Source organism: Microcoleus sp. FACHB-SPT15, assembly GCF_014849525.1.
GTDB classification, from domain to species: domain Bacteria; phylum Cyanobacteriota; class Cyanobacteriia; order Cyanobacteriales; family Coleofasciculaceae; genus Symplocastrum; species Symplocastrum torsivum.
Genome location: NZ_JACJNU010000070.1, coordinates 337,403 through 360,919 on the forward strand (window position 1 = coordinate 337,403; position 23,517 = coordinate 360,919).

Consider the following 23,517-nt stretch of genomic DNA (forward strand, 5'->3'; position numbering starts at 1 on the left):
CCACGAGGGGCAAAACATAAGACCACTTTGACGAGTTTATTCGTGTACTGTTGAGGCTAATGTTCATTATTGGCAGTCTGGGCGGGAATTGGGAGATGAATTTTTATGACTTCCTTGAGTCTCTCGGTATTGCCAACCCTACTGGTACTGGTTGGCTAGCGGTGATATTCACCTTTGGGTTTGCCTGCGGAGTAACTTGGCGTTTTATTCCAGAGGTACGCTCTTTTGCTTTACGAGTGGGTTGGGCTGACCAACCTAATGCACGGCGGCTTAATCGAGAACCTTTACCGAATGCAGGCGGTTTGGCAATTTATGCCGGGGTAGTCGCCGCACTGATACTGGCGACACTTTTAAGACCGATTGTCATTGAAGGTGTTTTAGCAGAAGTGCTGACGATTCTGCTCGGAAGTTCCATTTTAGTGCTAGTGGGCTTTATTGACGACCAATTTGGTCTGCCTCCTTATATTCGCTTGTTTACTCAGGTTCTCACCGCACTTTTGCTGATTGCTAGCGATATCCGCATCGAAACTCCATTTGGTTCCCCAATCGACTCACTGTTATCAATTTTGATTACAGTGTTATGGGTCGTGGGGGTTACAAATGCGATTAATCTGATGGATGGGATGGACGGATTGGCTGGTGGAATCAGCTTTATCACGGCGATGAGCCTTTTAGCCGTTTCCGCACAGTTTCCAACTCGTGCAGCGGCGACATTGCTCTTAGCAGCTTTGGGTGGGGCAGCGCTGGGCTTTTTGCGGCATAATTTCCATCCGTCTCACATCATTATGGGTGATGCTGGAGCTTACTTTTTTGGCTACGTGCTGGCGGCGACCAGTATCATCGGCAATCTTAAAGTAACCACTGTGTTTGCCTTAGTACCTCCGGTATTCTTTTTACTTTTGCCTGTGCTAGATACTACGCAGGTTTTTGTCCGACGGTTGATGGCTGGAAAAAATCCACTGAGTACGCCAGGAAAAGACCACTTGCATCATCGCTTGCTAGCTTGGGGTTTCTCCCAGCGTCGTGCGGCGCTCACGCTTTGGGGAATTACCTTGGTGTCCAACTGGCTAGCGATGATGCTGCAAGACATGACACCGATAGTGATTTATGCAACGGTTATTAGTATTGTTGTTCTTTTAGGGTTTACCGTTTGGCAAAGGATGCGGGCAATTGAAGTGAGAAGCGATCGCTAATTACTTCCGCTCATGTTTTTTAAGGAAGCGATCGCCCTTACCAACTCATCCGACTCAATTGGCTTAGAGAGGTGCATTTGGAAACCTGCTTCCAGAGCGCGATCCCGGTCTAAATCACTCGCATACGCAGTCAAAGCGATCGCAGGCATTTTGCTTAAGGATGTTTCTGGCATTGCCCTAACTTGGCGAATTAAGGTATAGCCGTCTAACCCCGGCATTCCAATATCGCTAACGAGTACATCCGGCACAAATACTTTAAGCACTTCAAGGGCTTCCCTAACCGAAGCGGCTTCCTTCACTTCGGCTTCATACTGCTCAAGGACAAACATTAGCAACTCTCGTGTATCGGGTTCATCGTCTACGAGAAGGATTCGTAACCCCTTGAATGAGACTGCACTTGACTCAACTGTTGCAGGTTCCACCTCAGTAGTTGTTAGTTGAGTCTGACGGCGTTGAGTTGGAAATTGTACAGTAAAGGTTGTACCTTGCTCAGACCCTGAACTTTCTACAGTGACAGTACCACCCTGAAGTTCAACTAAGTGCCGCACAATTGCCAACCCCAAACCTAAGCCTCCTTGAAGCCGAGTCGAGCTGCTATCTGCCTGACGGAAGCGGTCAAAGACAAAGGGCAGAAACTCAGGCTTAATCCCTTGTCCTGTATCGCTCACGACGATCAATACACTATCGTCCAGTTGCTTCAATCGAATTTCTACTTGTCCACCAGATGGCGTAAACTTGATCGCGTTTGACAAGAGATTCCATATCACTTGTTGCAAGCGAGTCGCATCACCTAAGACGGGAGCGACTTCTCGATCACTGAGAAAAGAAATCGCGATCGCTTTTGCTTCAGCCGCCGGACGCACAATACTCAGAGCCACCTCGATGACAGAGGCAAGTTTAACAGGTTGCACATTCAGAGAAAGATTACCTGTAATGATGCGTGAAACATCGAGCAGGTCTTCAATCAAGCGTGTCAAAGACTTCGTGTTACGCTCAATACTCTCAACTGCTCGATCGTAGTCAGTTTCATTGAGTCTCTTGAGGCGTAACATCTGTGCCCAGCCCAACATACTATTGAGTGGTGTCCGTAATTCGTGGGAAAGAGTCGCCAAAAATTCATCTTTCAGACGATTAGCTGCCTCTGCCTCCTGACGCGCTGCCCGTTCTTTTTCCAGAAGTTGCGATCGCTCTTTCTCTAAACGAGCGGCTCGACTCCGAACTTCAGCTCGCTCCATTGCCAAGCGTAGAGCAACAGGCACCCGTTTGTAGCGGTTGGGAACCTTGATGATGTAATCATCCAGTCCCGATTTCATCGCTTCTACCGCAAGCTCTTCGTTCCCACTATTTGTGAACATAATCACGGGACAGGTGGGATAGCGAGACTTTACTTTCTTAAGAACAACAAGACCATCGCTCCAGCCAAGTTGATAGTCTGTAACGACAACATCGAAACGTCCTTCGGTAATTACTTCTTCCAAAGCTTTAGCATCTGTAATCTCTCTCACCTCAAGTGAGGTAAATTCTCGCTCCAATTCCCGAATCACAAGGAGGCGATCGGTAGGATTATCATCAATGACCAAGACATGTAGCATTAGTAAGATAACGAGTCTTTAGATAGTGGTACATCAGAATGTACAAATAAAACTGTCTTATAAAAGTTCACCTAATCGCTCTTCAATTTGGCTGAACTTCCGGCTTGACATTAGTAACCAGCCAATACAAATTAACCGCTTTCATCATTTCTAATAAAGCCGTCAAACCAGACGATTTAGCTAAATAAGAATTAACACCTAAATCATAAGCTTGGTTAACATCTCTGGCTTCTTTAGAAGAGGTCAAAATAACTACAGGAATGCGTTTCAGTTCAGGTTGCTGTCGCAACCAAGCCAGGACTTCATGACCCGACCTTCGAGGTAGTCTCAGGTCTAGCAAAATCAGCACGGGTAAGGGATAGCGATCGCGATCCGAGTATTCCCCTTCCCCACTTAGGTAGAAAACGGCAGCATCTCCATCTCTAACGACTTGTAGTGTGATTTTAGATAAGTTTTCATGGCGGAACACACGTTGCATTAAAAGAATGTCAGTTGGGTCATCTTCTACCAGTAAAATAGTATGATTCATAGTGGCTATAGTGTTATTTCTCTCCTTAACTTGATCCAAAATCGGCTGCCCTTTCCTAGATCGGACTCAATGCCCACCTGACCACCCATGCGCTCAATCCCTTTATGAACAATGGCTAAACCAATACCTGTGCCAGGGTAGGTTTCAATTCCATGCAAACGCTCAAAAACGCGAAAGATGCGTTGCTGATGCTCTAGTGCTATGCCAATACCATTATCCGCTATCCATAGCTGTACCCAGTCATCGTGTGTTTCAACCCAAATTTGCACTTGGGGTTGGGCATTCTCAACAAATTTGAGCGCATTGGACAGCAGATTGGCCAGTACCTGAACTAAGGTACCGTGATGAGCCATTACTTTCGGTAGTACTGATCGAATAGTTACTACCGCCTGCTGTTGTTTCAAGTCAGCTTCAATCTGGCTCATCGCCCTCGACATAACCCAGTTCAAATCAACGGTAGAAACTGTTAATTCACTGCGGCTGAGGTGGCTGTAAGCCAGTAAATCATTGATTAAATCATCCAAGCGTTGAGCGGAAGCAACAATGTGATGGGCATACTGCTGACCCAGTGCGTCTAAAGTGTCTGCGTAGTCCTCTAGCAAAGCTTCTGCCAGTCCTTGCATCCCTCTCAAAGGTGCCCTCAAATCGTGAGCAATCGAGTAAGCAAACGCCTCTAATTCTTGGTTTGCTTCTTCCAGTTGAGCGGTACGTTCGATTACCCGTTGTTCCAGAGTTTCGTTGAGTTGGCGGATTTCGGCTTCAGTCTTCTTTCGCTCTGAAATATCAATGGCTGTACTAATAACCAAACGTCTCCCATCAGGTAACCTCCCCAAGGGAGCAGAATAGAACTCCCAGATTCGCACCTCACCGTTACGGGTGGTAATTGTATATTCTCCCTCCGAGATTCGTCCATTAAGGTTGTATAAGCGTTCAATATCTGCTTGAACTAATTCTTTTCGACGCCCATAGGCTTTTTCACTCCAATCCGCGATTGTCGGAATGTCTGAATGAGTGTAGCCTGTCAGTTGCGTCCAAGTTCGGTTAATTTGCACCACTTCGCCATCTTCCGCATGAAGCATCATGGGCAAGGGAGCATCAAGGATAGCGCGACGGAACCGTTCTTCAGACGATTGCAAACGTTGCTCGGCGTGCTTGCGATCGCTAATGTCACGAGTTATAAGCACGACTTCCTGTACATTTTCAGCCTCGTCTTTGACTGAATAGAGATGAACTTCAATCCAACGAGAAGCCCCTTGATTATTGCTTAAAGCGGGATCGTAATAAACAGGTGGGAGACTGACAACTTCCCCGGCAAAGGCTTTGCGGAAATCAGGCAAATGACCCATGACTTCTGCCTGTGGATCGTGCAGTAGGTTGTAACCTGCTACCCTATCTCGTGTTATCCCCCACATCTGTTCCCAAGTCTGGTTCGCTTGCTCCAGGAAGCCATCAGCGGTAAAGATCTGAATGGCAAATGGAGCCTGCTCAAAGACACTACGGAAGCGGTGTTCTGAATCACGAAGTTTCTGCTCTGCCTGTTTGCGTTCAGTAATATCAGTAGAGATGCCACCAACTGCATATAGTGAATGAGTCGCATCATACAAGGGGAACTTAATCGAGATGTAGGTGTGCGGCCCGTCGTGCTGAGGAGCAACCTCCTCAATCGTCAGTACTTCTCTCGTATCCATTACTCTAGAGTCATTTACCTGGAAAGCATCAGCTAAATCTTTAGGAAAAACGTCATGGTCGGTTTTGCCGATCACTTGCTCACGGGTTACGTGAAACAAACTTTCAAACTGGCGATTGATGAGCATGAACCGCCCTTTTGAGTCTTTCAGGTAGATGACGGCTGTAGTGTTGTCAATAATCGCTTGCAGGTTCTGTTGGCTTTGTTGTAGTTCTTCATTGAGCCTTTGTAGTGCAGATAAACTTTGTTGCCGCTCAGTGATATCCTCAGCGATGCCTGCTAAACGATAGACTTCCCCTGAGCGGTTGTAGATTGGGAAGGCGCGATCGCGTATCCAACGGACTTCTCCATCGGGTCGTATAATCCGATATTCTTGGTTAAAGTCTCCCTCTCCCCAGACTTGTTTCTCAAAGGCAGTAATTACGCGATCGCGATCTTCTTGATGGATTGCCTCCGTCCAAGACATCGCTCGCTCATATACACTCTCGCAGCTTCTCCCCCAAACTTCTTCGTAAGCCGGACTGAGATAAATTACTTGGTCTATTTTCAGGGGTTTCAGCCACAAAACCTCACGGATATTTTCCGCTAGCTGGCGGAACTGTTCTTCACTTGATCGTAGTGACACTTCGGATTGCTGAAGTGCTAGTACACTACGACTGATAAGCACGTACAGCATCCATCCCGTGACGATGACATAGAACCAACCTTTGATCGTTTGAAGGTGTGTCAGGAGTTGCGAGTTGTCAATTGAGGCAATCAGCAATTTGTCAGAAAAGAGAATCCATAGCCCACCAGTAAGGACATAAAGAGCAGCGATATTGAAAGGAGTCAGTCGCCGTGTAAAGAGTTTTTGTACAACAGAAGTGCTAATCATGGCGACTCTCTCACTTATTACGCCTAGTATTTCTCTAGGAGAAGGAAAATTGTCATGATGACGCATTTTTCAATTCTCCCTAATGCTCTGTGGAGGCCCTGTCTCTAATTCCGATGAACTCATCTAGTACTGCTACGCCCAAGTCAAAAGTCAACAAGCTTTATTTCTAACGATTTGAGCAAGTTTTCAGATGGTAGGCTCATTTCGGCTGTGATGTACTAGGGTACATAGTCAAGAATCAGAGGGGAAATCTCTGTCATTGTCGTAGAAGTGCAGACGCCCAACACCGAGATACAATCCGTAGGGCTTCTCTCCCGCCGGAAAAGCTGTAACCCCAAAAAGGTATACTCCGCCAGTCCACGGGTTCCGCCTAGGACGAAGGCCAACGGTAATCGTTTTTCCGGGTGTTACAGGTGGGTCAAATGTGACTGAAATTGTTTGGGTTTCGTCATCCTTGGTTACTGCTGCCAGAGTTAACCGTTCACCTTTGTTCCGAGGTGTCCCTTCAAAGGCACGACTATCATCGAGATCAAATCGAATATCATCAAATCCTTGACGTTGGTTAATTGTGACTTTCTGAAGGGGTTCACCAGCATTTTCTGGTAATTCTATTGTGAAGTAGTAGGTCGCTCCCGATATATCAGCTTGGTTGTAGGTTGTTGTTGCCTTAACCAAGCGAGGAGGCTTCTCAAATGAAACTGTTCCATCGGCTAGTTGAATGGCTTGAATTGATGAAGCAGTAACGCCCAAAAGACTGGCGACTAATGCCATCGCTCCGAATAAACTTGAAACGCGCATTGATTTAGAGGGTGAGGTGAATGACGAAAAACCCAACTTAGCCCTTACTTTAGTTTTAGAACACCGCAGTACATCTGGCTGACCAGAGTGAGTGACATCATGTGTCTTTCTGCGCGATCGCTTAACGTCTACTTCCTAAGCAAAAGTACTTATTAGTATTTATGGAGGTTAGAGGGTTTTCAAAGATTCTTACTAATGAAAAATTAGCCTGAATTTGAGAAATACTCTTTAGCTTTATTTCATATTTAATGAAAGATTACTTCATATTTTTTCTCAAAATAATTGGTTAAGCTAAAGATTAAGACACGATAGAGGAAATTCTATGAACGCTGATTTTGGCGTTAGTGTAAAGCGACCCACATGGCAAACGATCATAATGTTTGCCTTGGGCTTTTGGCTGAGTAGCAGTTTGATTTTAGACTTTGTGATCATGCCTGGTCTATCAGCGGCTGGCATGATGACCCAATCGAGTTTTGCAGCAGCAGGTTATTCAATTTTCTGGACTTTTAATCGTATCGAATTGCTGTGTGCGGCTCTTGTGTTAGCAAGTCTCTTAGCGCTGCGTGGTCCCTCCAATCTTTACCGTCAGGTAAGGCGCTGGTCAATCTTCTTAGCTGTCCTTCTGCTGGCAATTGCACTCATTTATACCTACATCATCACGCCGCAGATGAGCGCTCTGGCTCTCCAACTAAATGTTTTGGAGCCAACGACTGGGATGCCTGCCGGAATGCTTCAGATGCATGAGGGGTATTGGGTACTTGAAGCAATCAAATTAGCAGCAGGTACGACTCTGCTTGGCTGGTGCTACGGCGATTTGCGTAAGCTTGCTTAGATAGAACATTATCCGGGTACAAGAAAGCTCCTCGCTGTTGTGAGGAGCTTTTTTCTTGAGCTAGTTCAATTGAAATCGCAAAACTTACTCTTGGGTGTCGTTTACTTCTGAGGGCCATAGCAGACGTAATGCCATGAGTGCGAAGCCAATAGCTGCGATCGCTTTTAGTATCCGATCGGGCAATAAGTGCGCCACTCCTTCCCCTGCCAGGACACCAATGAGGCTTGCCAAAAGCAGTGCAGCAACAGAGCCAAAAAATACAGCACGGGGAGACTTGAGGCTACCCCCCAACGCGATCGCTGCTAATTGGCTCTTGTCTCCAATTTCTGCTAAAAACACTGTTATGAAACTCAATCCGAGAAGTTGCCAGTCCATTGGTTGTTAGTTGTTGGTTATTGGTTGTTGGTAGTTCGTTGTTAGACTTCTACGGGTGATTGCCTATACCGAAGGATGAAAATCCCTCTCCCCTATCACCTACCACCTAACACCTATTTTCAAAACAGTTGTTAGCCAGCGAATTGCACGACATCCCAGAGCAGCATGACGGAAATGAAGAGCAAAAGCGCTCCGGCTGACATTTCCAAGGTTTTAGGAGAAAGCCGATTAGCTAGCCAACGACCAATGAGTACTCCAAGTAAGCTAGTTGCAATTAAGGCGATCGCTGCCCCCGCGAAAACAACCCACGGAGCATGAGATTCTGCACTCATTAGCAGCGTCGCTAGCTGGGTTTTGTCTCCCATCTCTGCTAGAAAAATCGTTAAGAATGTTGAGCTAAAGATACGCCAAACACCTCGATTACGCTCCTGAGCCGGCAGTGGTTTGCGAGGAGCGGTTAGCGACAAATCTTTTGTTAGCTCAGCCTTAGACGGGGCCTGAGAACGAAGTTTGTCATTTTTTGACGCTGGCTCAATCAAAGTTGGGGGTGCTGACAGGACAAGACTGGTCAAAGGCAGGGAAGAGAGTTTCACGGGAGCCTGTATCAATGTTAACTAGCTTTCATATTCTTTTCATCTTCTCAGAAATTTACATAAAATAGCAACCCTTAATGTTGCTTATCGGAACTATAAGCAGAGAATTTTCTACCCTCTTTCCAATCAAATACCGACTTGCTGATCAAATCTGATCATCTCTAAAGAGCGATCGCCATAAACCCCCTCAATCTGCTGACGGCAGCAATCAATTGCAAAGTCATTTAACTCTGCTGGTTCCACACCAAACATCTCTTGAAAAGCATCTCCTTCTACACGACAGAAGCGAGGACGCTTGTCATAAATGCGGCATTCACGGGTTGAATGATCAAAATTCACACACCATCCCCCTTCACCCACCAGACTCAGATAAAGCGCTAACTCCTCTGGAGAAAGATACTCCTCTAAATCTGGACGCTCAGTTGGGTCAAGATGACAGCACGCACCACATTGCTTTACACAAAGCCAAGTTGCCATTACTTTAAACAGGAGCTACAAATTTAATGCCCTTCAAGCTTAGCGAGTTTTCACCTGTGGCAGATGCTGCATCGGATTTTGTTGCGTTTTATATAGTTTTGTGAACTTAATTAAAAGACTGAGAAAACTACCGGATAAGATCTAAACAAGAATTTTTTAGTTTCGCCATCAAATTCGTTGGGTCAATTGGGAGGATAAATGGATTTAAGCTTTTTAAACAACGTCAACTGGGAAGTCATTGCACAGTTGACCATGCTAGCGGCTGTCGTACTTTCGGGTCCAATCGTCATTTTTGCGTTGGCTGCTCTCAAAGGCGATCTTTAGAGAGAAGCATTTAGCTATCAGCTTTCAGCTTTTAAATCAAAGTCGTCAGCATCCGTTAACCTTGAGCGCATCTTTAGAAGGTGTTCGTCGTAGCAGCTAGCTAGTTTTTTTTACTGAAAGCTGATTGCTGATAGCTAAATTCTCAAATTATTCGCTCACTGCTAAAGCGTGAGTAGCGGCTTTAATCAACTGATAGTAGTGAGGTTTTGTAACATCAACCTCTTTCGCGTCTTCTCGCCTAGCGCCTAAAAGTCCGATTCGTTGTCCTTTCTGAATCGCTAGAACCTTCCCTTCAGCATTTCTAATTCTTAACTCACTTAAAGACTCATATAGGCTACAGGTGTAGTGACGCTCATTGTGATAGAACTCTGCTTTCTTGGGTGGAACAGTGGGAGTCAAGACAGAGGTGGGTAAGCGAATGCCAACTAACTCCAACTCAATGTTTGTGTTACCGTTCCAGGTATTTTCTTTGAGTTTGTAGGCAATATCCACTCGTGACGGGAGGGGGAAGTATTCGCCCCAGCGCCAAGCAACTGCTGTAATTTTGGTTGGTTGGTTGTCTTGGCTGAGGGTGAGTTTGAGGTGTCCCTTACCAACAATTTTTTGATCGACTACTTTAACATTCGGTGTCCAGAAAACTGGGTCAGGGTTACCAATACCGCAGGGGTGCAGCGCGTCAATTTGTCGGTAGAGGTTGGAAGTAATTTGACTAAAATCAGCCTGTACGTCAATCTCAACTAGCGGTTTGAGGTGTTCGGATTGTAGGCACGTTTTAGCAAATTCACTAAGAGATTGCCGAAACACGTCTAAGTTATCGGTGGGTAAGGAGAAACCACCAGCAGCTTGGTGTCCGCCAAATTTTCCTAAGTAATCCTTGCAGAACTGTAGTGCTTCAAAGACATTAAATTCAGGAATTCCTCGTGCTGAACCCCGGATGTGATTGGCATCTTCCGCTTCGTAGGTGCCGATAAATACAGGAACACCGTAGCGTTCTACGAGTCGGGAGGCGACGATACCAATAACGCCATGATGCCAATTGGGTTGAACAATCACTAAGACACGCTGTTGTTGCAAGTCTAGCTGACTGGCTTCAATAAATGCGATCGCTTCTTGTTCAATTTGCTCACACAGTTGCTGACGCTTTTGGTTGATTTGCTCACACTGCATCGCACGTTCTAAAGCGATTCCGGGTTCAGTTGTTGTTAGCAGTTCAATGACAATCTGAGGGTCGGATAAACGACCGATCGCATTAATTCTTGGGCCTAGCTTAAAGCCGATGTCCTCTGGCTTCAAGGCTTTTTGGTCTTCACTCACCCCAGCCATCTGAATTAAGGCTTGAACACCTGCAAGTTCAGAGTGAGGTAGTAGCTTTAAGCCTCGCTTTAACCAACGGCGGTTAATCCCATTCAAGGGAGCTAAATCGGCAATCGTTCCTAGTGTAAAAAGTTCTAAGAGTTGACTTGTCAATCCCGAAAGTTTACCCAGTTCTTGCGCGAGAGACACTGCCAAAATATAAGCAACACCAACTCCAGCAAGACCTCGATAAGGTGAGAATTCAGGAATCAGTTTTGGATTGAGAATGGCATCCGCTTCTGGCAGTTCCGGTGGGAGGTCGTGGTGGTCAGTTACGATTACCATCATGCCTAGTTCTAACGCTCTTGCGATCGCGTCATGAGCAGAAATCCCGTTATCGACTGTCAAAATTAACGCCACACCTTCCGAGGCGAATTCCTCAACAATTCGGGTATTGATGCCGTAGCCATCTTTCATGCGGCTAGGAATCGCGTAGTCTACATCTGCACCTAACCAGCGTAGTGCCCTAAGTAACAACGCGGTACTAGTCATGCCATCCGCATCATAGTCACCACAAATCGCGATTTTTTCGTCATTAGCGATCGCTTCTTTGAGCATTTCCACACTGATTACCAGGTCAGGAAATTCATCTATCGGTGAAGGCATCGCCTGAGATTCTGGAGATAAGTACACCTGTGCCTGTTCTGGTGTCTCAATTCCCCGGTTAAGTAGCACCTGACCCAGTAGCGGTAAAAGTCCTGTTGACGAAGCTAGTTGAGTTGCTTTTTCGGCTTTTGGGGACGCAATCTGCCACCGTTGATTAGGCAAATGTTGATGGCGTCTAGAGGGTTCAGAGTTACGTCTGTCTTGCACGCTTAGTTGAGGAGAGTGATGAGAGAGCTACGCAATAGTCTACAGCACTCTAGAGTAGCTTTCTTTTGCTTGCAATATTTTAGAGAACCGACATTGCCTGTATTGTCTCTACAGCTATTCACTTTACCGATAACTATCTCTACTCGCCTGCCCATTAAATCAGGGCGGGCAAGATGCCCACTCCACAAAAAGTACCTGGACATTTTTTTATTTGGAAGTCCCAACGCCTACTGATGTTTGGTATTTATGCCAATTGTGTGATCGTTCTGTAAGTTGAAGCTATCGCAGAGTTTCCGTAAAAGCCTGAATGGTTTGTTGTCCGCGTTGTGCGTTTCCTGTCGTCAAAAAGTCCAAGATTGCACCCTGAAATAAGTGAAATAGCGACAAAGCAGTAGTTTTGTCATTTGTGAGATTAAATAGAGAATCTACCCATTTTTGACTCTCTTGCTCTAAGAAACGTTGTGTTTCTGAGTCGCCTTGTATGGCACGTTGATTTAGTTCCATCGTCAGTTTCAGCAAGCCGTGCATCTCTTGTGAAGTCAAATGCCTCCACATTTCAAGCAGGGGTTGTGACAGACAATCTGCCCCTTCAAGTGACACGCCTTGAAACGACCATAATTTTTCGCGCAAGCGAGTCTCCAAAAGACCGATGATTTGTCGCTCTAATTCCTGTTTAGAGCCAAAGTGGTAAACGAGCATTCGTCCACTTGTCCCTATTCTCTTAGCGATCGCGTTGATACTAGTGTCTAAGGCTCCTACTTCGATGGCAACAGCTAGACATCGTTCTAAAAGCTCTTCCTTTTTCTGAGGCTCAGTGGGTCGGCTCATGGATTGACAGTTAACGTAACAGCTATTACATTAATGATTAACGTAACGGCTATTACGTTAACACCGTTCAATAGGGAAATCACCATGAACACAAAAGACAGAATTGGCTTCGTCTTACTCGGCTTTGTCATCTGGGTAGTAGGAACTTTCGTTTATCGCATGGCTGGTTCGTACTTCTTTGAAGGTTCTTCTACTGCATATTGGCTCAACGTGATTGTTACAGGTATTTTGTATTCTGCTGTGTCTTTGGGGCTGATGAAGTGGCGGCGCATTGAGCAGAAAGATTGGTTGCAGGGTGCAATTTGTATGGCTTTGCCTGGGATGCTGGGTGAAATTCCGATTCTTGCTGGCTTTTCCGAGTTAATGAGCAATATGCAACCCGAAACAGCAGGGCGGTATGCAGCCTTTTTATTTGGGGGCTATTCGTCATTAATTGGCTTTGCTTGGTTGATGTCCACAAAAGCCAATTTGCGGCTTGCATCGCAAATCACTAAATCGTGACTAGTGCCGTCACATTTTGTAGGGGCGGGTTTATCGATATCTAGGTTAAACCTATTAGCACTTAAATTGCTGCCCAGATCCCCGACTTCTTCAAGAAGTCGGGGATCTAAATTAATTGGTTTGCTCTTGCAGCAACGCCTGAAACCGCTCATCTCCCCGAATGCTGTCAAAATCCGGGTTATTTTTTGCTTCCCTCCGACATCGAGAAGGATTCAGATTAATTGCTTGTTGCAGGTTTTCAATTGCTAGATCGACATCACCTTGCAAGGCATAACAGCAAGCCTTGCTGTAATAACCACTCTCATCATCAGGTTGCAGTTCTAGCGCTTTGTCACAACTCACTAGTGCTTCTTCATAGCGCCCTGAACGAGCTAGCACAATGCCTTGATTAGCCCACCATAGGGGGTATTCTGGTTGGAGTTTCAGAGCTTCGGCGTGATTAGCCAGTGCCTCATCATAACGACCTAAGCGACTCAGCGCTAGTCCTCGATTGCTCCAAGGGGTGGGATCGTCTGGCTTAATCTCCAAAGCTTTGTCGTAGCTAGCGATCGCTTCTTCTAATCGTCCCAAGATATACAGAGCAACACCTCGGCTGTTCCAGGCTGCATGGTAGTCGGGTTTGAATTCTATGGCTTTGTCGCAGGAGGCGATCACTTCTTCAAATCGTTCCAAGTCATTCAGAGCAACACCTCGGTTGTACCAGACATCAGGGTAGTCAGGTGTGAATACTAGGGCTTTGTCGTAAGAGGTGATCGCTTCTTCAAATCGTTCCAAGTTCCCCAAGGCAGCACCTCGGTTGTTCCAGGCATCAGGGTAGTCAGGTTTGAATTCAAGGGCTTTGTCGTAAGAGGTGATCGCTTCTTCAAATCGTTCTAATTTCCACAGGGCAACACCTCGGTTGTACCAGGCATCAGGGTAGTCGGGTTTGAATTCAAGGGCTTTGTCGAGAGAAGCGATCACATCTTCATAACGACCTAGTTGATACAGTCCATTACCCACATTAAAAAAGAGACTGCTGCTAAATTCTGGGTGAGTAGAAGTGGCAATCTGTTCAGTTTCCTCCTTAGCTCTTAGTAGTAAGTTAGTCTGCTCAGCAAGAGTGCGACAGCGTAGGGATTTGTACAACAGCCCTACATATTTACCCAGCCCATCTTCTAACAAGTCAACTTGGCTCAAACAAGGTCGTAATGCTGCCTCTATCTCTTCCTGAGAAGGACCAGTTCCATTCTCGTAGTTAATTTCAGATTTATCTGGATTGGTTGCTAACATTACCCAACCAAACGGAAAGACCAGTTCGATGCTCTCCAGAAACTTCTCTGTCTCACTGGGTAAGAGGCGGTAATTCTCTACTGTTGCTTCTGCGGCAACGGCTGCAAAAGGGAGCATTACTACATCAATTTGGTTGAGATAGCGAGAGGCAAACAAATGGGAGAGGAACTGCCGCTGACCCTCATCTCTCCTAGCATAAAGAGCATGGTAGAGAGATTCAGCCCTGTATTGACACCAATCAGAATTCTCATATTTTGCAGGGGCAGGACTCTCAGCCGAAACCTCTTCGTCTGCCTGTTGCTCAAAATAACTGGCTAGCAGTTCATGGGTTTTTCTAAATTGATTCTTGTCCTCTAGTAACAGTGACAACCGAAAGACATCCCGTGCTACATCATCCAGCCGATGGCAACCCTGAACAAACTCAACAAAATCTCGATTTGTTAACCAATCAAAGCAGTCGAGAGTTGCATCAGCACCCGTCTGAAAATCTATTCCTTGCCGTTTCATCAAGTGCTGAATCAACGACCGATCAAACCAACGACAACAAGCCGCTAGTTGCACGATCTGTTTTTGCTTTGGATTGAGTCCTTGCAATAGCAGCTTGACAATTTCTTGATTGCCCTGAGAGAAGTCAGGAGATTTACCTTTTTCTTTCTCGCGTCTAATCCAGTCAAGATAGTAGGGTAAGCCTTTGGTTGCTTTAAAGATTTTCTGAATTTCTCCAGCTTTGGTAATACCAATGTTTTTGAGATATTCCTCCGTCTGCTTTTTATCAAATTCCTCTAATCGCCGTTCGTAGATTAAATCCCGATCTTGCTGTAATTTCCGCCAGCTTTCTTTCTCTTGTAAAGAACGCCGTCCTGCTGTCAAAAGGCGGACAGAATAGGACTTGAGCGCTGTATCCTGCAACAGGTATTGCCACAGCCAAGTGTCAATCTCTGGCGGCACCTTTTCATAAGTATCTAAAACCAGCACCACTGGACGCTTTTGTTTTTGAGTCCGCTGAATCAAACCTTGAGCAAACGCCTGAGTCAATTTAGGGATAGGTTCGAGCATCAGCGCCTGAAGCTCGGTGTCATTCTTGGTGGCTGGATGCTCTTGCAGCAGTTGTTGCACACGCTCCTTCGTCTGGTTAAGCGGCTGCGATGCATCTGATATCATTCCCCCAGCTTTCACCATGCCATCAAAGGCTAGAGTCGATGCTGTCGCTGGCTCTACAAAGCTCGTGCCTACCGCTAAGAGTGTGATTCCTCCCAGTTCAAACCAATCCTTGACCGTCGTCTGTTGCTGTGCGTCAACTGATTTTCCTTTAACGGGTTGAGTTTTCAGCTTGTAGACGGTTTGCTGATACTGGTCATAAAGGGATGTAAACGGGTCAGGTTTTGAGACAAAATCTGATGGTCGAAGATCTAATACATCCCGTTTCAAAAGATTGGTGGGTTTTGGCAGTTCCTCATAAAGCTTTTTCATTAGCTTTATAGGCGTTTCGATATCTGGTGTGATACCAAAGGAAACCCCTGCAAAGTCAGCTTGCTGCTGGTGCGTTTCTTTCAGTTTCTTCGTGAGGGTAGTTTTGCCAACTCCCCCAAAACCATAAACGTTAAACAGCAATGGCTGTGATTCTGGCTGCTCCAACGCTTTGGCAAATCTAGCTCGGAAGTCCTGTGCTGGCTTGCGGGAGATATACAAAGGAATTTGATTCGTCATTTGAAGAAAATGCGTTAGCGTTTGCGGAGCGTTCCCGAAGGATAGCTTTTAGAAGGAAGCGCATAATTATATAGATCCTAGCCTTGGCTTCTCAGAAGGTGCGTCTTACTCTCGATGCATCCATTCTTTTCTTCTAGCCTCGCAGGGGAACCTCAGCAAAGTCAGTATGGGGGCGGGAAATGTAAATCTGCTGATGCGTAATGGAAGGATAAACGTGATCGCATTCTCCCCCAGATTCTAACCTTGGCATTTTCAAGACGATGTGATTCAGCCGTGCGATAAGCACACTTCAGATGTTGTTGCACAAGCACATCTTAAGGACTCAAGCCTTTATCCTGACTCGATGCCTCTAGCCCCATTAACAAGGGGTGAACGCTAGCCCAGTTGAAATCCTCCTTAAAAAGGGGATTTAGGAGGATCGGACTTTCTTGAGAAACAGGCGATCGCACAGCGAACTGCTCCTACAAAGGTTTTATGCCGACTCCTTAGACGGAATTGAAATGACTTTAATAAGATGGCTGCTTAAACGGAATTGAAATGACTTTAATAAGATGACTGTTTTCATTTTTTATTCATAGTTTGATGAGTTAAAGATAACAAAAACAACTAATCATCGTTGCGTTCAATGGTTCCTATAGATAGTTGCCAATAGATTGTGGCTCAAAGCCTTGAAAACTAAGACACTAAAAGAATACTTATTGATACCATTTAATATTTAATTTAACTTTGACTAGTCCATAAGCGAAATTCAATCGTTAGGGGTGGTAAGCTAATTTCAAGTTGCAAATCAATAAACAAAACGTCATCGCGAACGAAGTAAGTCAATCTTCAAGGTTGAGCGCTCCGCTCCTAATGGCGCATGAGAGCAACTCTGCACCAAAGACTAGGCTCTAATTAAATCCTGATTTAAGCAACTCTAATGTTAGCGAAATTGTCAAGAGGATAACCGCTATTTTCTATAAACCTGAAGGTTGATTAATAATAGCGACCAACTTTAAAAGAGTTTAGTTAAGACTTTCAACTTCCAAGAACATAACCATTTGTTAGTAGCCCTACAGAACATAGGATTAGCTGCAAGGAGATTTTATGAGTAATTTTTCGCGACGGAGATTTTTATTAACGGCTGGTGCAACGGCGGCGAGTTCTGTATTCCTTAAAGGCTGTTTGGGAAACCCACCTTCTCCTGCTGCACTATCGCCGAAAGCAGAAGCCATTGAACTGAGTCCAGAACAGGTACCGGAAACGTCAACAGTCAAGCTTGGGTATATCCCCATTGTCGAGGCGGCAGCGCTGGTGATTGCTCAAGAAAAAGGCTTCTTTGCAAAGTACGGCATGACCGACGTTAAGTTGGCAAAGCAAGCAAGCTGGGCATCAGCACGGGACAATGTGACGATTGGTTCAGCAAATGGTGGTATTGATGGTGGTCAGTGGCAGATGCCGATGCCTCATCTAATTAGTGAAGGCATAATCACCAACGGGCGAAAAATTCCCATGTATGTTTTAGCCCAGTTGAATACGCAGGGGAATGGAATTGCGATCGCTCGTATGCACAAAGGCAAAGGACTGGGTTTAGACATTTCCGGTGCTGCCGACTACATCAAAGGGTTTCAACAAGCCAACGGTAGGAAATTTAAAGCCGCACACACCTTTCCCCAAGTGAACCAAGACCTCTGGATTCGCTATTGGTTCGCCGCAGGTGGTGTTGATCCAGATAATGATATCGACCTGTTGGCAGTGCCATCTGCTGAAACGGTGCAAGGGATGCGGAACGGTTCGATGGATGCCTTCAGTACAGGTGACCCCTGGCCCTATCGTATCGTTGCCGATGATATTGGTCACATGGCAGCAGTTTCTGGTCAAATCTGGAGATTCCACCCAGAGGAATATTTAAGCATCAGAGCTGACTGGGTAGACAAGAATCCCAAAGCAACCAAAGCCGTCTTAAAAGCATTAATGGAAGCGCAGCAGTGGTGCGATACAGCTAAGAACCGAGAGGAGTTGGTTCAAATTGTCTCCCAGCGAAACTTTTTCAACGTGCCTATCAGGATTCTCCAGCCCCCCTATACCGGTAAGTATGCGATGGGTGATGGCAAAGCAGACATTGGTGACTTCAAGATGGGGCCAATGTATTGGAAAGACGATATCGGTAGTGTGTCCTACCCCTATAAGAGCCACGATTTATGGTTTTTAACCGAAAGTATGCGCTGGGGTTTCCACAAAGGAAAGATTAACGATATCGATCAAGCCAAGCAGATTATTGATCGCGTCAACCGCGAAGACTTATGGCGAGAAGCGGCGAAAGAGGCAGGTTTTAATTCTGAGATTCCCCAAAGTACATCACGAGGTGTTGAGAGATTTTTTGATGGAAAAGAATTTGACCCAGAAAATCCAGAGGCTTACCTCAATAGCCTTGCGATTAAAAGAGTCTAAGTAAAGTCACGCATTCACACGTTCAAACGTCAAAACTAAAAGCAACATAGAGGAAAGGAAAATGACTGTCAACACAATCAACCGCAATTCAAGAGCTAGTTCAACCAACGCAATCCAGGCTTTCTGGAAAAAGCAATCTAAGGATATTTTGCCTCCTGTATTGGGAGTTCTAGGGTTCTTAACTGTATGGCAAATATTTTCCTGGTCTGGATTGACAAGACTGCCAGGGCCACTCAGTGTTTGGACAGACCAACGGACAAGAGAACTACTTTTGTATCCCTTTTATGATAAAGGCGGTATTGACAAAGGTCTGTTTTGGCAGACTATGGCAAGCTTGGGTCGGGTTGCCCAAGGCTACTCATTAGCGGCAATTGTCGGGATTGCTACAGGCATTTTTGTGGGAACGAATCCACTGATTAATAAAGCTTTAGACCCAGTCTTTCAGTTCCTGCGAATGGTAGCGCCTTTAGCTTGGGTTCCGATTGCTCTGGTCGCCTTGCAACAAAACCAGCCCGCTGCCATTTTCGTAATTTTTATTACCTCAGTCTGGCCGATTTTAATCAATACGACTGAGGGCGTGAAGCAAATCCCCGACGATTACAACAACGTCGCCAAAGTTTTACAGCTTTCACGCAAGGAATACTACTTGAACATTCTATTTCCCTCTGCTCTCCCCTACATCTTTACTGGATTGAAAATCGCGATTGGATTGGCATGGTTGGCAATTATTGCAGCAGAAATCGTGATGTCAGGTATTGTCGGAATTGGTTTCTTCATCTGGGATGCCTATCAACAAAACTATGTCAGTGAAATTATCTTGGCTGTTGCCTATATCGGTGCAGTGGGCTTGCTTCTAGACCGAGCCATGGGGTACTTGCAGTCCAGGATTGTTCCACAGGAAAAGAAGTAGTGATTAGTTATGTGTTGTTAGTTATTTGTTGTTAGTTGTTTCTGACCACCAACAAATAACTAATAATCAAGAACAAATAACCAATGTGACCAATGACTGATAAGGACTAAGGACTAATGAGTATTTTTGTTGCTGTTGACCAAGTTGATAAAGTTTTTTCGTTAGCTGGTGGTGGTGAATACGTTGCCTTAAAAGGGATTGACCTACACATTAAAAAAGGAGAGTTTATCTCGTTCATCGGTCACTCCGGCTGCGGTAAGTCAACCCTGTTGAACATGATTGCTGGTTTGGATTTGCCAAGTGATGGGATAGTTACCCTGGAAGGGCAAAAAGTTAAACAGCCAGGGCCAGACAAGATGGTGGTGTTCCAGAATTATTCTCTGTTGCCTTGGCGGACAGTACGGCAAAATATTGCCTTAGCTGTTGACTCGGTGATGAAGGATTTGCCTGCTGCTGAGCGCAAAGCCGTTGTAGAGCGACACATTGATATGGTTGGGTTGCGCCCTCATGCAGACAAACAGCCTGGGATGCTATCGGGTGGACAGAAACAGCGGGTTGCGATCGCACGCGCCCTTGCCATCCGTCCCAAATTGCTGCTCCTTGATGAACCGTTTGGCGCGTTGGATGCTCTCACACGAGGCAACCTCCAAGAGCAGTTAATGAAAATCTGCGAAGAAAACGAAGTCACGGCAATCATGGTTACCCATGATGTCGATGAAGCGGTGCTGCTGTCTGACCGAATTGTCATGCTCACCAATGGGCCAGGTTCTAAAATTGGTCAGATTTTGGAAGTGGATATTCCCCGACCTCGCAAGCGGATGGAAGTGGTGGAACATCCTAGCTACTACAGCTTGCGGAGTGAGATGATTTACTTCCTCAACCAGCAGAAGCGCATTAAGAAGATTCGGGCGAGAAAAACAGCCGTGGTTGCCCGTCATGGTTTGGAAAAAGTCAACCTGGACATTGGCTTTGTCCCGCTAACGGCTTGCGCTCCTCTAGCGGTTGCCAAAGAAAAAGGCTTCTTCCAGAAACACGGTTTAGATGAAGTCAACCTCGTGCGCGAAACGAGTTGGCGCGGCATTATGGATGGCATCAGTGGCGGGTATTTAGATGCGGCTCAAATGCCATCGGGGATGCCTCTGTGGATTACCCTAGGCGGAAATGACAACCGACCCTTGCCCGTTGTCAGTGCATTAACCATGACTCGCAACGGCAATGGCATCACCCTGGATAAACGCTTTTACGACCAAGGGGTACGCACTCTAGAAGATTTTAAGAAGATGCTGCTCGACTCCCCGGAACGCCAGCACCGGATGGGGTTAGTGCATCCTTCCTCAATGCACAATCTGCTGCTGCGTTACTGGTTAGCGAGTGGTGGCATCGATCCCGATCATGATTTGTCGCTTCAGAGCATCCCTCCAGCGCAAATGGTCGTCGATTTGCAAGGGGGAACCATTGATGGTTTCTGTGTTGGGGAACCCTGGAACACGAGGGCGGCAATGCAAGGGATTGGTTTTACTGTTGCCACAGACTTGGAAATTTGGCCCGGACATCCAGGAAAAGTGCTTGGTGTTCGCGAAGACTGGGCAAACGCTTATCCCAACACTCACATTGCCTTAGTTAAAGCGTTGCTAGAGGCATCTCAGTATTGTACTGACCGTGCTAACGAACTAGAGGTGCGTCAGATTGTTGCCCAGCGGGAGTACGTGAATACAGATATTGCTTACATCCACCTCGGCAACCCCGACGAAGCATTCTGTAGTCTCGATCAACCCATGCGAGAGTTTGCCCATCACCTGTTCTTTGGGGATGGCGTCAATCGTCCCAGTCGGACTGAACATCTTTGGCACATGACTCAGTTGGCACGTTGGGGCCACACGCCCTTCCCTCGAAACTGGGTGGAAATCATGGAACGGGTGTGCCGGGTAAGCGTGTTCAGCACCGCCGCACGAGAACTGGGTCTGTTGGATGTGAAATATACCAGTGGCGCGATCGCGATGTTTGATGGCACCACGTTCACTGCTGACGACCCGATTGGTTATCTCAACAATTTGAAGATTAAACGCGATTTCAGCATTGCGGAAGTGATCCTCGATTTACCACGTCCTACGGTCGCTGCTTAGTCATTAGTTTGTTGTTGTTTGTTATAGCAGTAGCTACTTAGGTTAGGACATTAACGGGAGCTTGCGTTCCTTCGCTAGAGCCTAATTGAGTGAAAGCTGACCGCTGAAAGCTGACTGCTGATTGCTATATTTGTCCTTTACTAACAACCAACAACCAACAACCAATAACCAATAACCACCAACTAATAACCAACAACTAAACCAATGGTTAACCGTCCTCTAGCCTTTACCAATAGCCAGACTTCCACTGCCCGACAGCCAATGACAACTACAGTTAAGCCCGAATCATTCCTAACAATCGAAAACGTTTCCAAGGTCTATCCAACGAAGAAGGGCCCGTACCCGGTACTCCAAGACGTTAACCTGACGGTAGAAGAAGGCGAGTTTATCTGCGTTATCGGTCACTCTGGCTGCGGCAAATCGACCCTGCTGAACATGGTGTCGGGTTTCGCCTTTCCTACCACCGGAGAAGTGCGCGTGCAAGGGAAGCCCATCACCAAGCCGGGACCAGACCGCATGGTTGTGTTCCAAAACTACGCGCTACTGCCTTGGCGGACAGCGTTTGAAAATATCTACATAGCTGTTCACGCCGTTCACCCCAACAAATCGCAGGCCCAAAAAAGAGCGATCGTGCGGGAACATCTCGCGATGGTGGGTTTGTCGGAGGCGGCTGATAAAAAGCCACCGCAAATGTCCGGCGGGATGAGACAGCGGGTTTCTATCGCCAGGGCTTTGGCGGTTCGTCCCCAAGTCTTGATTTTGGATGAACCGTTCGGTGCCTTGGATGCCATCACCAAGGAAGAGTTGCAGGAAGAACTGCTGAAAATCTGGAACGACCACCGCTGCACGGTTCTAATGATTACCCACGATATTGATGAGGCGCTGTTTTTAGCCGACCGCTTAGTGATGATGACCAATGGTCCTGCGGCGGCTATCGGTGAGATTATGGACATTCCTTTCCCACGGCCCCGCGATCGCGCCCTGATTATGGAAGACCCAGAATACTACAGATTGCGTAATCACGCCCTAGACTACCTCTTCCACCGCTTCGCTCACGACGAGTAAATTAGGAATAGGTTTAGACCATCAAAACAGAAAATTTCTTTTGGTAGAGACGTTCCGGTGGAACGTCTCTACATAGATGCAAGGTAATGATGACAAAGCATTCATTATTTGGCGATCGCGTGGGAGTACTCGCCACCATGCACCAAAAAGAGAGGGTAATTGCCCCTCTCCTCGAACGGGAATTAGGAATTAAAGTAGTAGTCCCAGAAAACTTTGATACTGACACCTTCGGGACTTTCACGCGAGAAATCAAACGGACTGGCGACCAACTACAAGCCGCAAAACTCAAAGCACAAAAAGCTTTGGAACTCACAGGTGAAACCTTAGCTATTGCCAGTGAAGGAACTTTTGCTCCTCATCCAGCTTTTCCTTATATTTCTTGCAATCGAGAAATTGTTGTTTTAATCGACACAATCAATGAACTAGAAATTGTTGGTCAAGAGTTTTCAACTGACACAAATTTTAGTCATAAAATCATACAATCCATTGAGGAAGTTTTTGAATTTGCCCAAAAGGTTGGCTTTCCCGAACATGGATTAGTCGTTATGGAGCCTTCAGATGAAGGCAAGCAGGAAATTATTAAAGGAATAATAACTGAAAAACAACTGATTGAAGCGGTTGAATTGATTTTAGCTCAATCACGCAATGGGAAAGTACAGATAGAAACTGATATGCGAGCGCTTTATAACCCTACTCGAATGAAAAATATTGAAAAAGCAACTCGCGATTTAATCCAAAAAATTAAGCAAATTTGTCCGAAATGTTCTTGTCCGGGTTTTGATGTAGCCCAGAGGAAAAAAGGCTTACCTTGTGAGTGGTGCAACTTGCCTACCAGTATGACGCTGTTGGAAATTTATCAATGTAAAAAGTGCAGTTTTAACCAAGAAATCTTGTTCCCAAACGGGATAGAGAAAGCCGACCCAGCTCAATGTATGTACTGTAATCCTTAGTTATAGCTGTCGTCATAAAGGTTAGGCTCGTATGCTGGCTGAACAAAACAAAGTGATCGTTCTCCAGTTCTACAAAGCCTTCGACGATCGCAAAATGGAGCAAGCCTTAGAACTTCTTGCTCCGAATTTCGTTGCTCATCTAGCAGGTATGCCTGAACCATTGGATGGAGAGGGATTCAAGCCTGAAGGGGTGACGAGTAAGCTAAAAGCTTGATGAATCAAGGTTTCTCCTCCATTGCTCGACACAAAGATATCAGCTTATTGACAGGCTTGTTGAGAATAGATGTCTCGCCG

Annotated in this window: 20 protein-coding genes; 10 read left to right on the forward strand and 10 right to left on the reverse strand. The window is 46.0% G+C overall.

Annotated elements, in window-relative coordinates; genetic code table 11:
- Window positions 1-59: 59 nt before the first annotated feature.
- A complete protein-coding gene (locus H6F98_RS31805; RefSeq protein WP_242058785.1) occupies window positions 60-1,193 on the forward strand; it encodes an MraY family glycosyltransferase in 1,134 nt (377 codons plus the stop codon).
- On the opposite strand, the gene H6F98_RS31810 is transcribed toward H6F98_RS31805, so the two are convergent.
- The 4 genes from H6F98_RS31810 to H6F98_RS31825 all read right to left on the reverse strand — a co-directional run bounded on the left by H6F98_RS31810 (window position 1,190) and on the right by H6F98_RS31825 (window position 6,673).
- Complete coding sequence (locus H6F98_RS31810; protein WP_192222729.1) at window positions 1,190-2,785, reverse strand: hybrid sensor histidine kinase/response regulator; 1,596 nt, start codon at window positions 2,783-2,785, stop codon at window positions 1,190-1,192. The genes H6F98_RS31805 and H6F98_RS31810 overlap by 4 nt on opposite strands.
- A gap of 82 nt (window positions 2,786-2,867) precedes the next feature.
- Window positions 2,868-3,314, reverse strand: a complete 447-nt coding sequence (locus tag H6F98_RS31815) for a response regulator (RefSeq protein WP_192222730.1) — start codon at window positions 3,312-3,314, stop codon at window positions 2,868-2,870.
- Between the two features lie 5 nt (window positions 3,315-3,319).
- Window positions 3,320-5,875 (reverse strand): PAS domain S-box protein, encoded by a 2,556-nt coding sequence (locus H6F98_RS31820; protein WP_192222731.1) that lies wholly within the window; start codon window positions 5,873-5,875, stop codon window positions 3,320-3,322.
- Between the two features lie 231 nt (window positions 5,876-6,106).
- The gene (locus H6F98_RS31825; protein ID WP_192222732.1) at window positions 6,107-6,673 is read right to left on the reverse strand and encodes a DUF2808 domain-containing protein; all 567 of its coding nucleotides are present in this window, start codon (window positions 6,671-6,673) and stop codon (window positions 6,107-6,109) included.
- A gap of 322 nt (window positions 6,674-6,995) precedes the next feature.
- Between H6F98_RS31825 and H6F98_RS31830 the strand changes: the two genes are divergently transcribed.
- A complete protein-coding gene (locus tag H6F98_RS31830) occupies window positions 6,996-7,505 on the forward strand; it encodes a DUF4149 domain-containing protein (protein ID WP_192222733.1) in 510 nt (169 codons plus the stop codon).
- Between the two features lie 84 nt (window positions 7,506-7,589).
- Here H6F98_RS31830 and H6F98_RS31835 read toward each other — a convergent pair whose 3' ends face one another.
- From H6F98_RS31835 to H6F98_RS31845, 3 genes are all read right to left on the reverse strand, one after another.
- Complete coding sequence (locus H6F98_RS31835) at window positions 7,590-7,880, reverse strand: TMEM165/GDT1 family protein (RefSeq protein ID WP_192222734.1); 291 nt, start codon at window positions 7,878-7,880, stop codon at window positions 7,590-7,592.
- 131 nt (window positions 7,881-8,011) lie between these two features.
- A complete protein-coding gene (locus H6F98_RS31840; RefSeq protein WP_192222735.1) occupies window positions 8,012-8,473 on the reverse strand; it encodes a TMEM165/GDT1 family protein in 462 nt (153 codons plus the stop codon).
- Window positions 8,474-8,599: 126 nt separating this feature from the next.
- Window positions 8,600-8,950 (reverse strand): YkgJ family cysteine cluster protein, encoded by a 351-nt coding sequence (locus H6F98_RS31845; RefSeq protein ID WP_192222736.1) that lies wholly within the window; start codon window positions 8,948-8,950, stop codon window positions 8,600-8,602.
- Window positions 8,951-9,202: 252 nt separating this feature from the next.
- Between H6F98_RS31845 and psb30 the strand changes: the two genes are divergently transcribed.
- The gene (gene psb30, locus H6F98_RS34555) at window positions 9,203-9,274 is read left to right on the forward strand and encodes a photosystem II reaction center protein Ycf12/Psb30 (protein WP_313929978.1); all 72 of its coding nucleotides are present in this window, start codon (window positions 9,203-9,205) and stop codon (window positions 9,272-9,274) included.
- Window positions 9,275-9,421: 147 nt separating this feature from the next.
- On the opposite strand, the gene recJ is transcribed toward psb30, so the two are convergent.
- Both recJ and H6F98_RS31860 read right to left on the reverse strand, forming a co-directional pair.
- Window positions 9,422-11,440: a single-stranded-DNA-specific exonuclease RecJ gene (gene recJ, locus H6F98_RS31855; RefSeq protein ID WP_192222738.1), complete on the reverse strand. Its 2,019-nt coding sequence runs from the start codon at window positions 11,438-11,440 to the stop codon at window positions 9,422-9,424.
- 279 nt (window positions 11,441-11,719) lie between these two features.
- On the reverse strand, window positions 11,720-12,268 hold the full coding sequence (locus H6F98_RS31860) for a TetR/AcrR family transcriptional regulator (RefSeq protein ID WP_192222739.1): 549 nt from the start codon (window positions 12,266-12,268) through the stop codon (window positions 11,720-11,722).
- A gap of 84 nt (window positions 12,269-12,352) precedes the next feature.
- Here H6F98_RS31860 and H6F98_RS31865 point away from each other — a divergent pair, with 84 nt between their 5' ends.
- Window positions 12,353-12,769: a DUF5367 domain-containing protein gene (locus H6F98_RS31865; protein WP_192222740.1), complete on the forward strand. Its 417-nt coding sequence runs from the start codon at window positions 12,353-12,355 to the stop codon at window positions 12,767-12,769.
- 111 nt (window positions 12,770-12,880) lie between these two features.
- Here H6F98_RS31865 and H6F98_RS31870 read toward each other — a convergent pair whose 3' ends face one another.
- Window positions 12,881-15,745 (reverse strand): tetratricopeptide repeat protein, encoded by a 2,865-nt coding sequence (locus H6F98_RS31870; protein ID WP_192222741.1) that lies wholly within the window; start codon window positions 15,743-15,745, stop codon window positions 12,881-12,883.
- A gap of 1,086 nt (window positions 15,746-16,831) precedes the next feature.
- Between H6F98_RS31870 and H6F98_RS31875 the strand changes: the two genes are divergently transcribed.
- The 6 genes from H6F98_RS31875 (at window position 16,832) to H6F98_RS31900 (ending at window position 23,437) form a co-directional block, all read left to right on the forward strand.
- Entirely contained in the window at window positions 16,832-18,175 is a 1,344-nt protein-coding gene (locus tag H6F98_RS31875; RefSeq protein WP_192222742.1) for a CmpA/NrtA family ABC transporter substrate-binding protein, read from the forward strand.
- 61 nt (window positions 18,176-18,236) lie between these two features.
- Window positions 18,237-19,085, forward strand: a complete 849-nt coding sequence (ntrB, locus tag H6F98_RS31880) for a nitrate ABC transporter permease (RefSeq protein ID WP_192222743.1) — start codon at window positions 18,237-18,239, stop codon at window positions 19,083-19,085.
- 116 nt (window positions 19,086-19,201) lie between these two features.
- Window positions 19,202-21,208 (forward strand): nitrate ABC transporter ATP-binding protein, encoded by a 2,007-nt coding sequence (locus H6F98_RS31885; protein WP_192222744.1) that lies wholly within the window; start codon window positions 19,202-19,204, stop codon window positions 21,206-21,208.
- Window positions 21,209-21,469: 261 nt separating this feature from the next.
- The gene (locus H6F98_RS31890) at window positions 21,470-22,273 is read left to right on the forward strand and encodes an ABC transporter ATP-binding protein (RefSeq protein ID WP_199349127.1); all 804 of its coding nucleotides are present in this window, start codon (window positions 21,470-21,472) and stop codon (window positions 22,271-22,273) included.
- A gap of 86 nt (window positions 22,274-22,359) precedes the next feature.
- Window positions 22,360-23,223: a DUF6671 family protein gene (locus H6F98_RS31895; RefSeq protein WP_242058786.1), complete on the forward strand. Its 864-nt coding sequence runs from the start codon at window positions 22,360-22,362 to the stop codon at window positions 23,221-23,223.
- A 31-nt stretch (window positions 23,224-23,254) separates the two neighbouring features.
- Window positions 23,255-23,437, forward strand: coding sequence for a nuclear transport factor 2 family protein (locus tag H6F98_RS31900; RefSeq protein WP_192222746.1), 183 nt, complete (start codon window positions 23,255-23,257; stop codon window positions 23,435-23,437).
- Window positions 23,438-23,517: the final 80 nt, after the last annotated feature.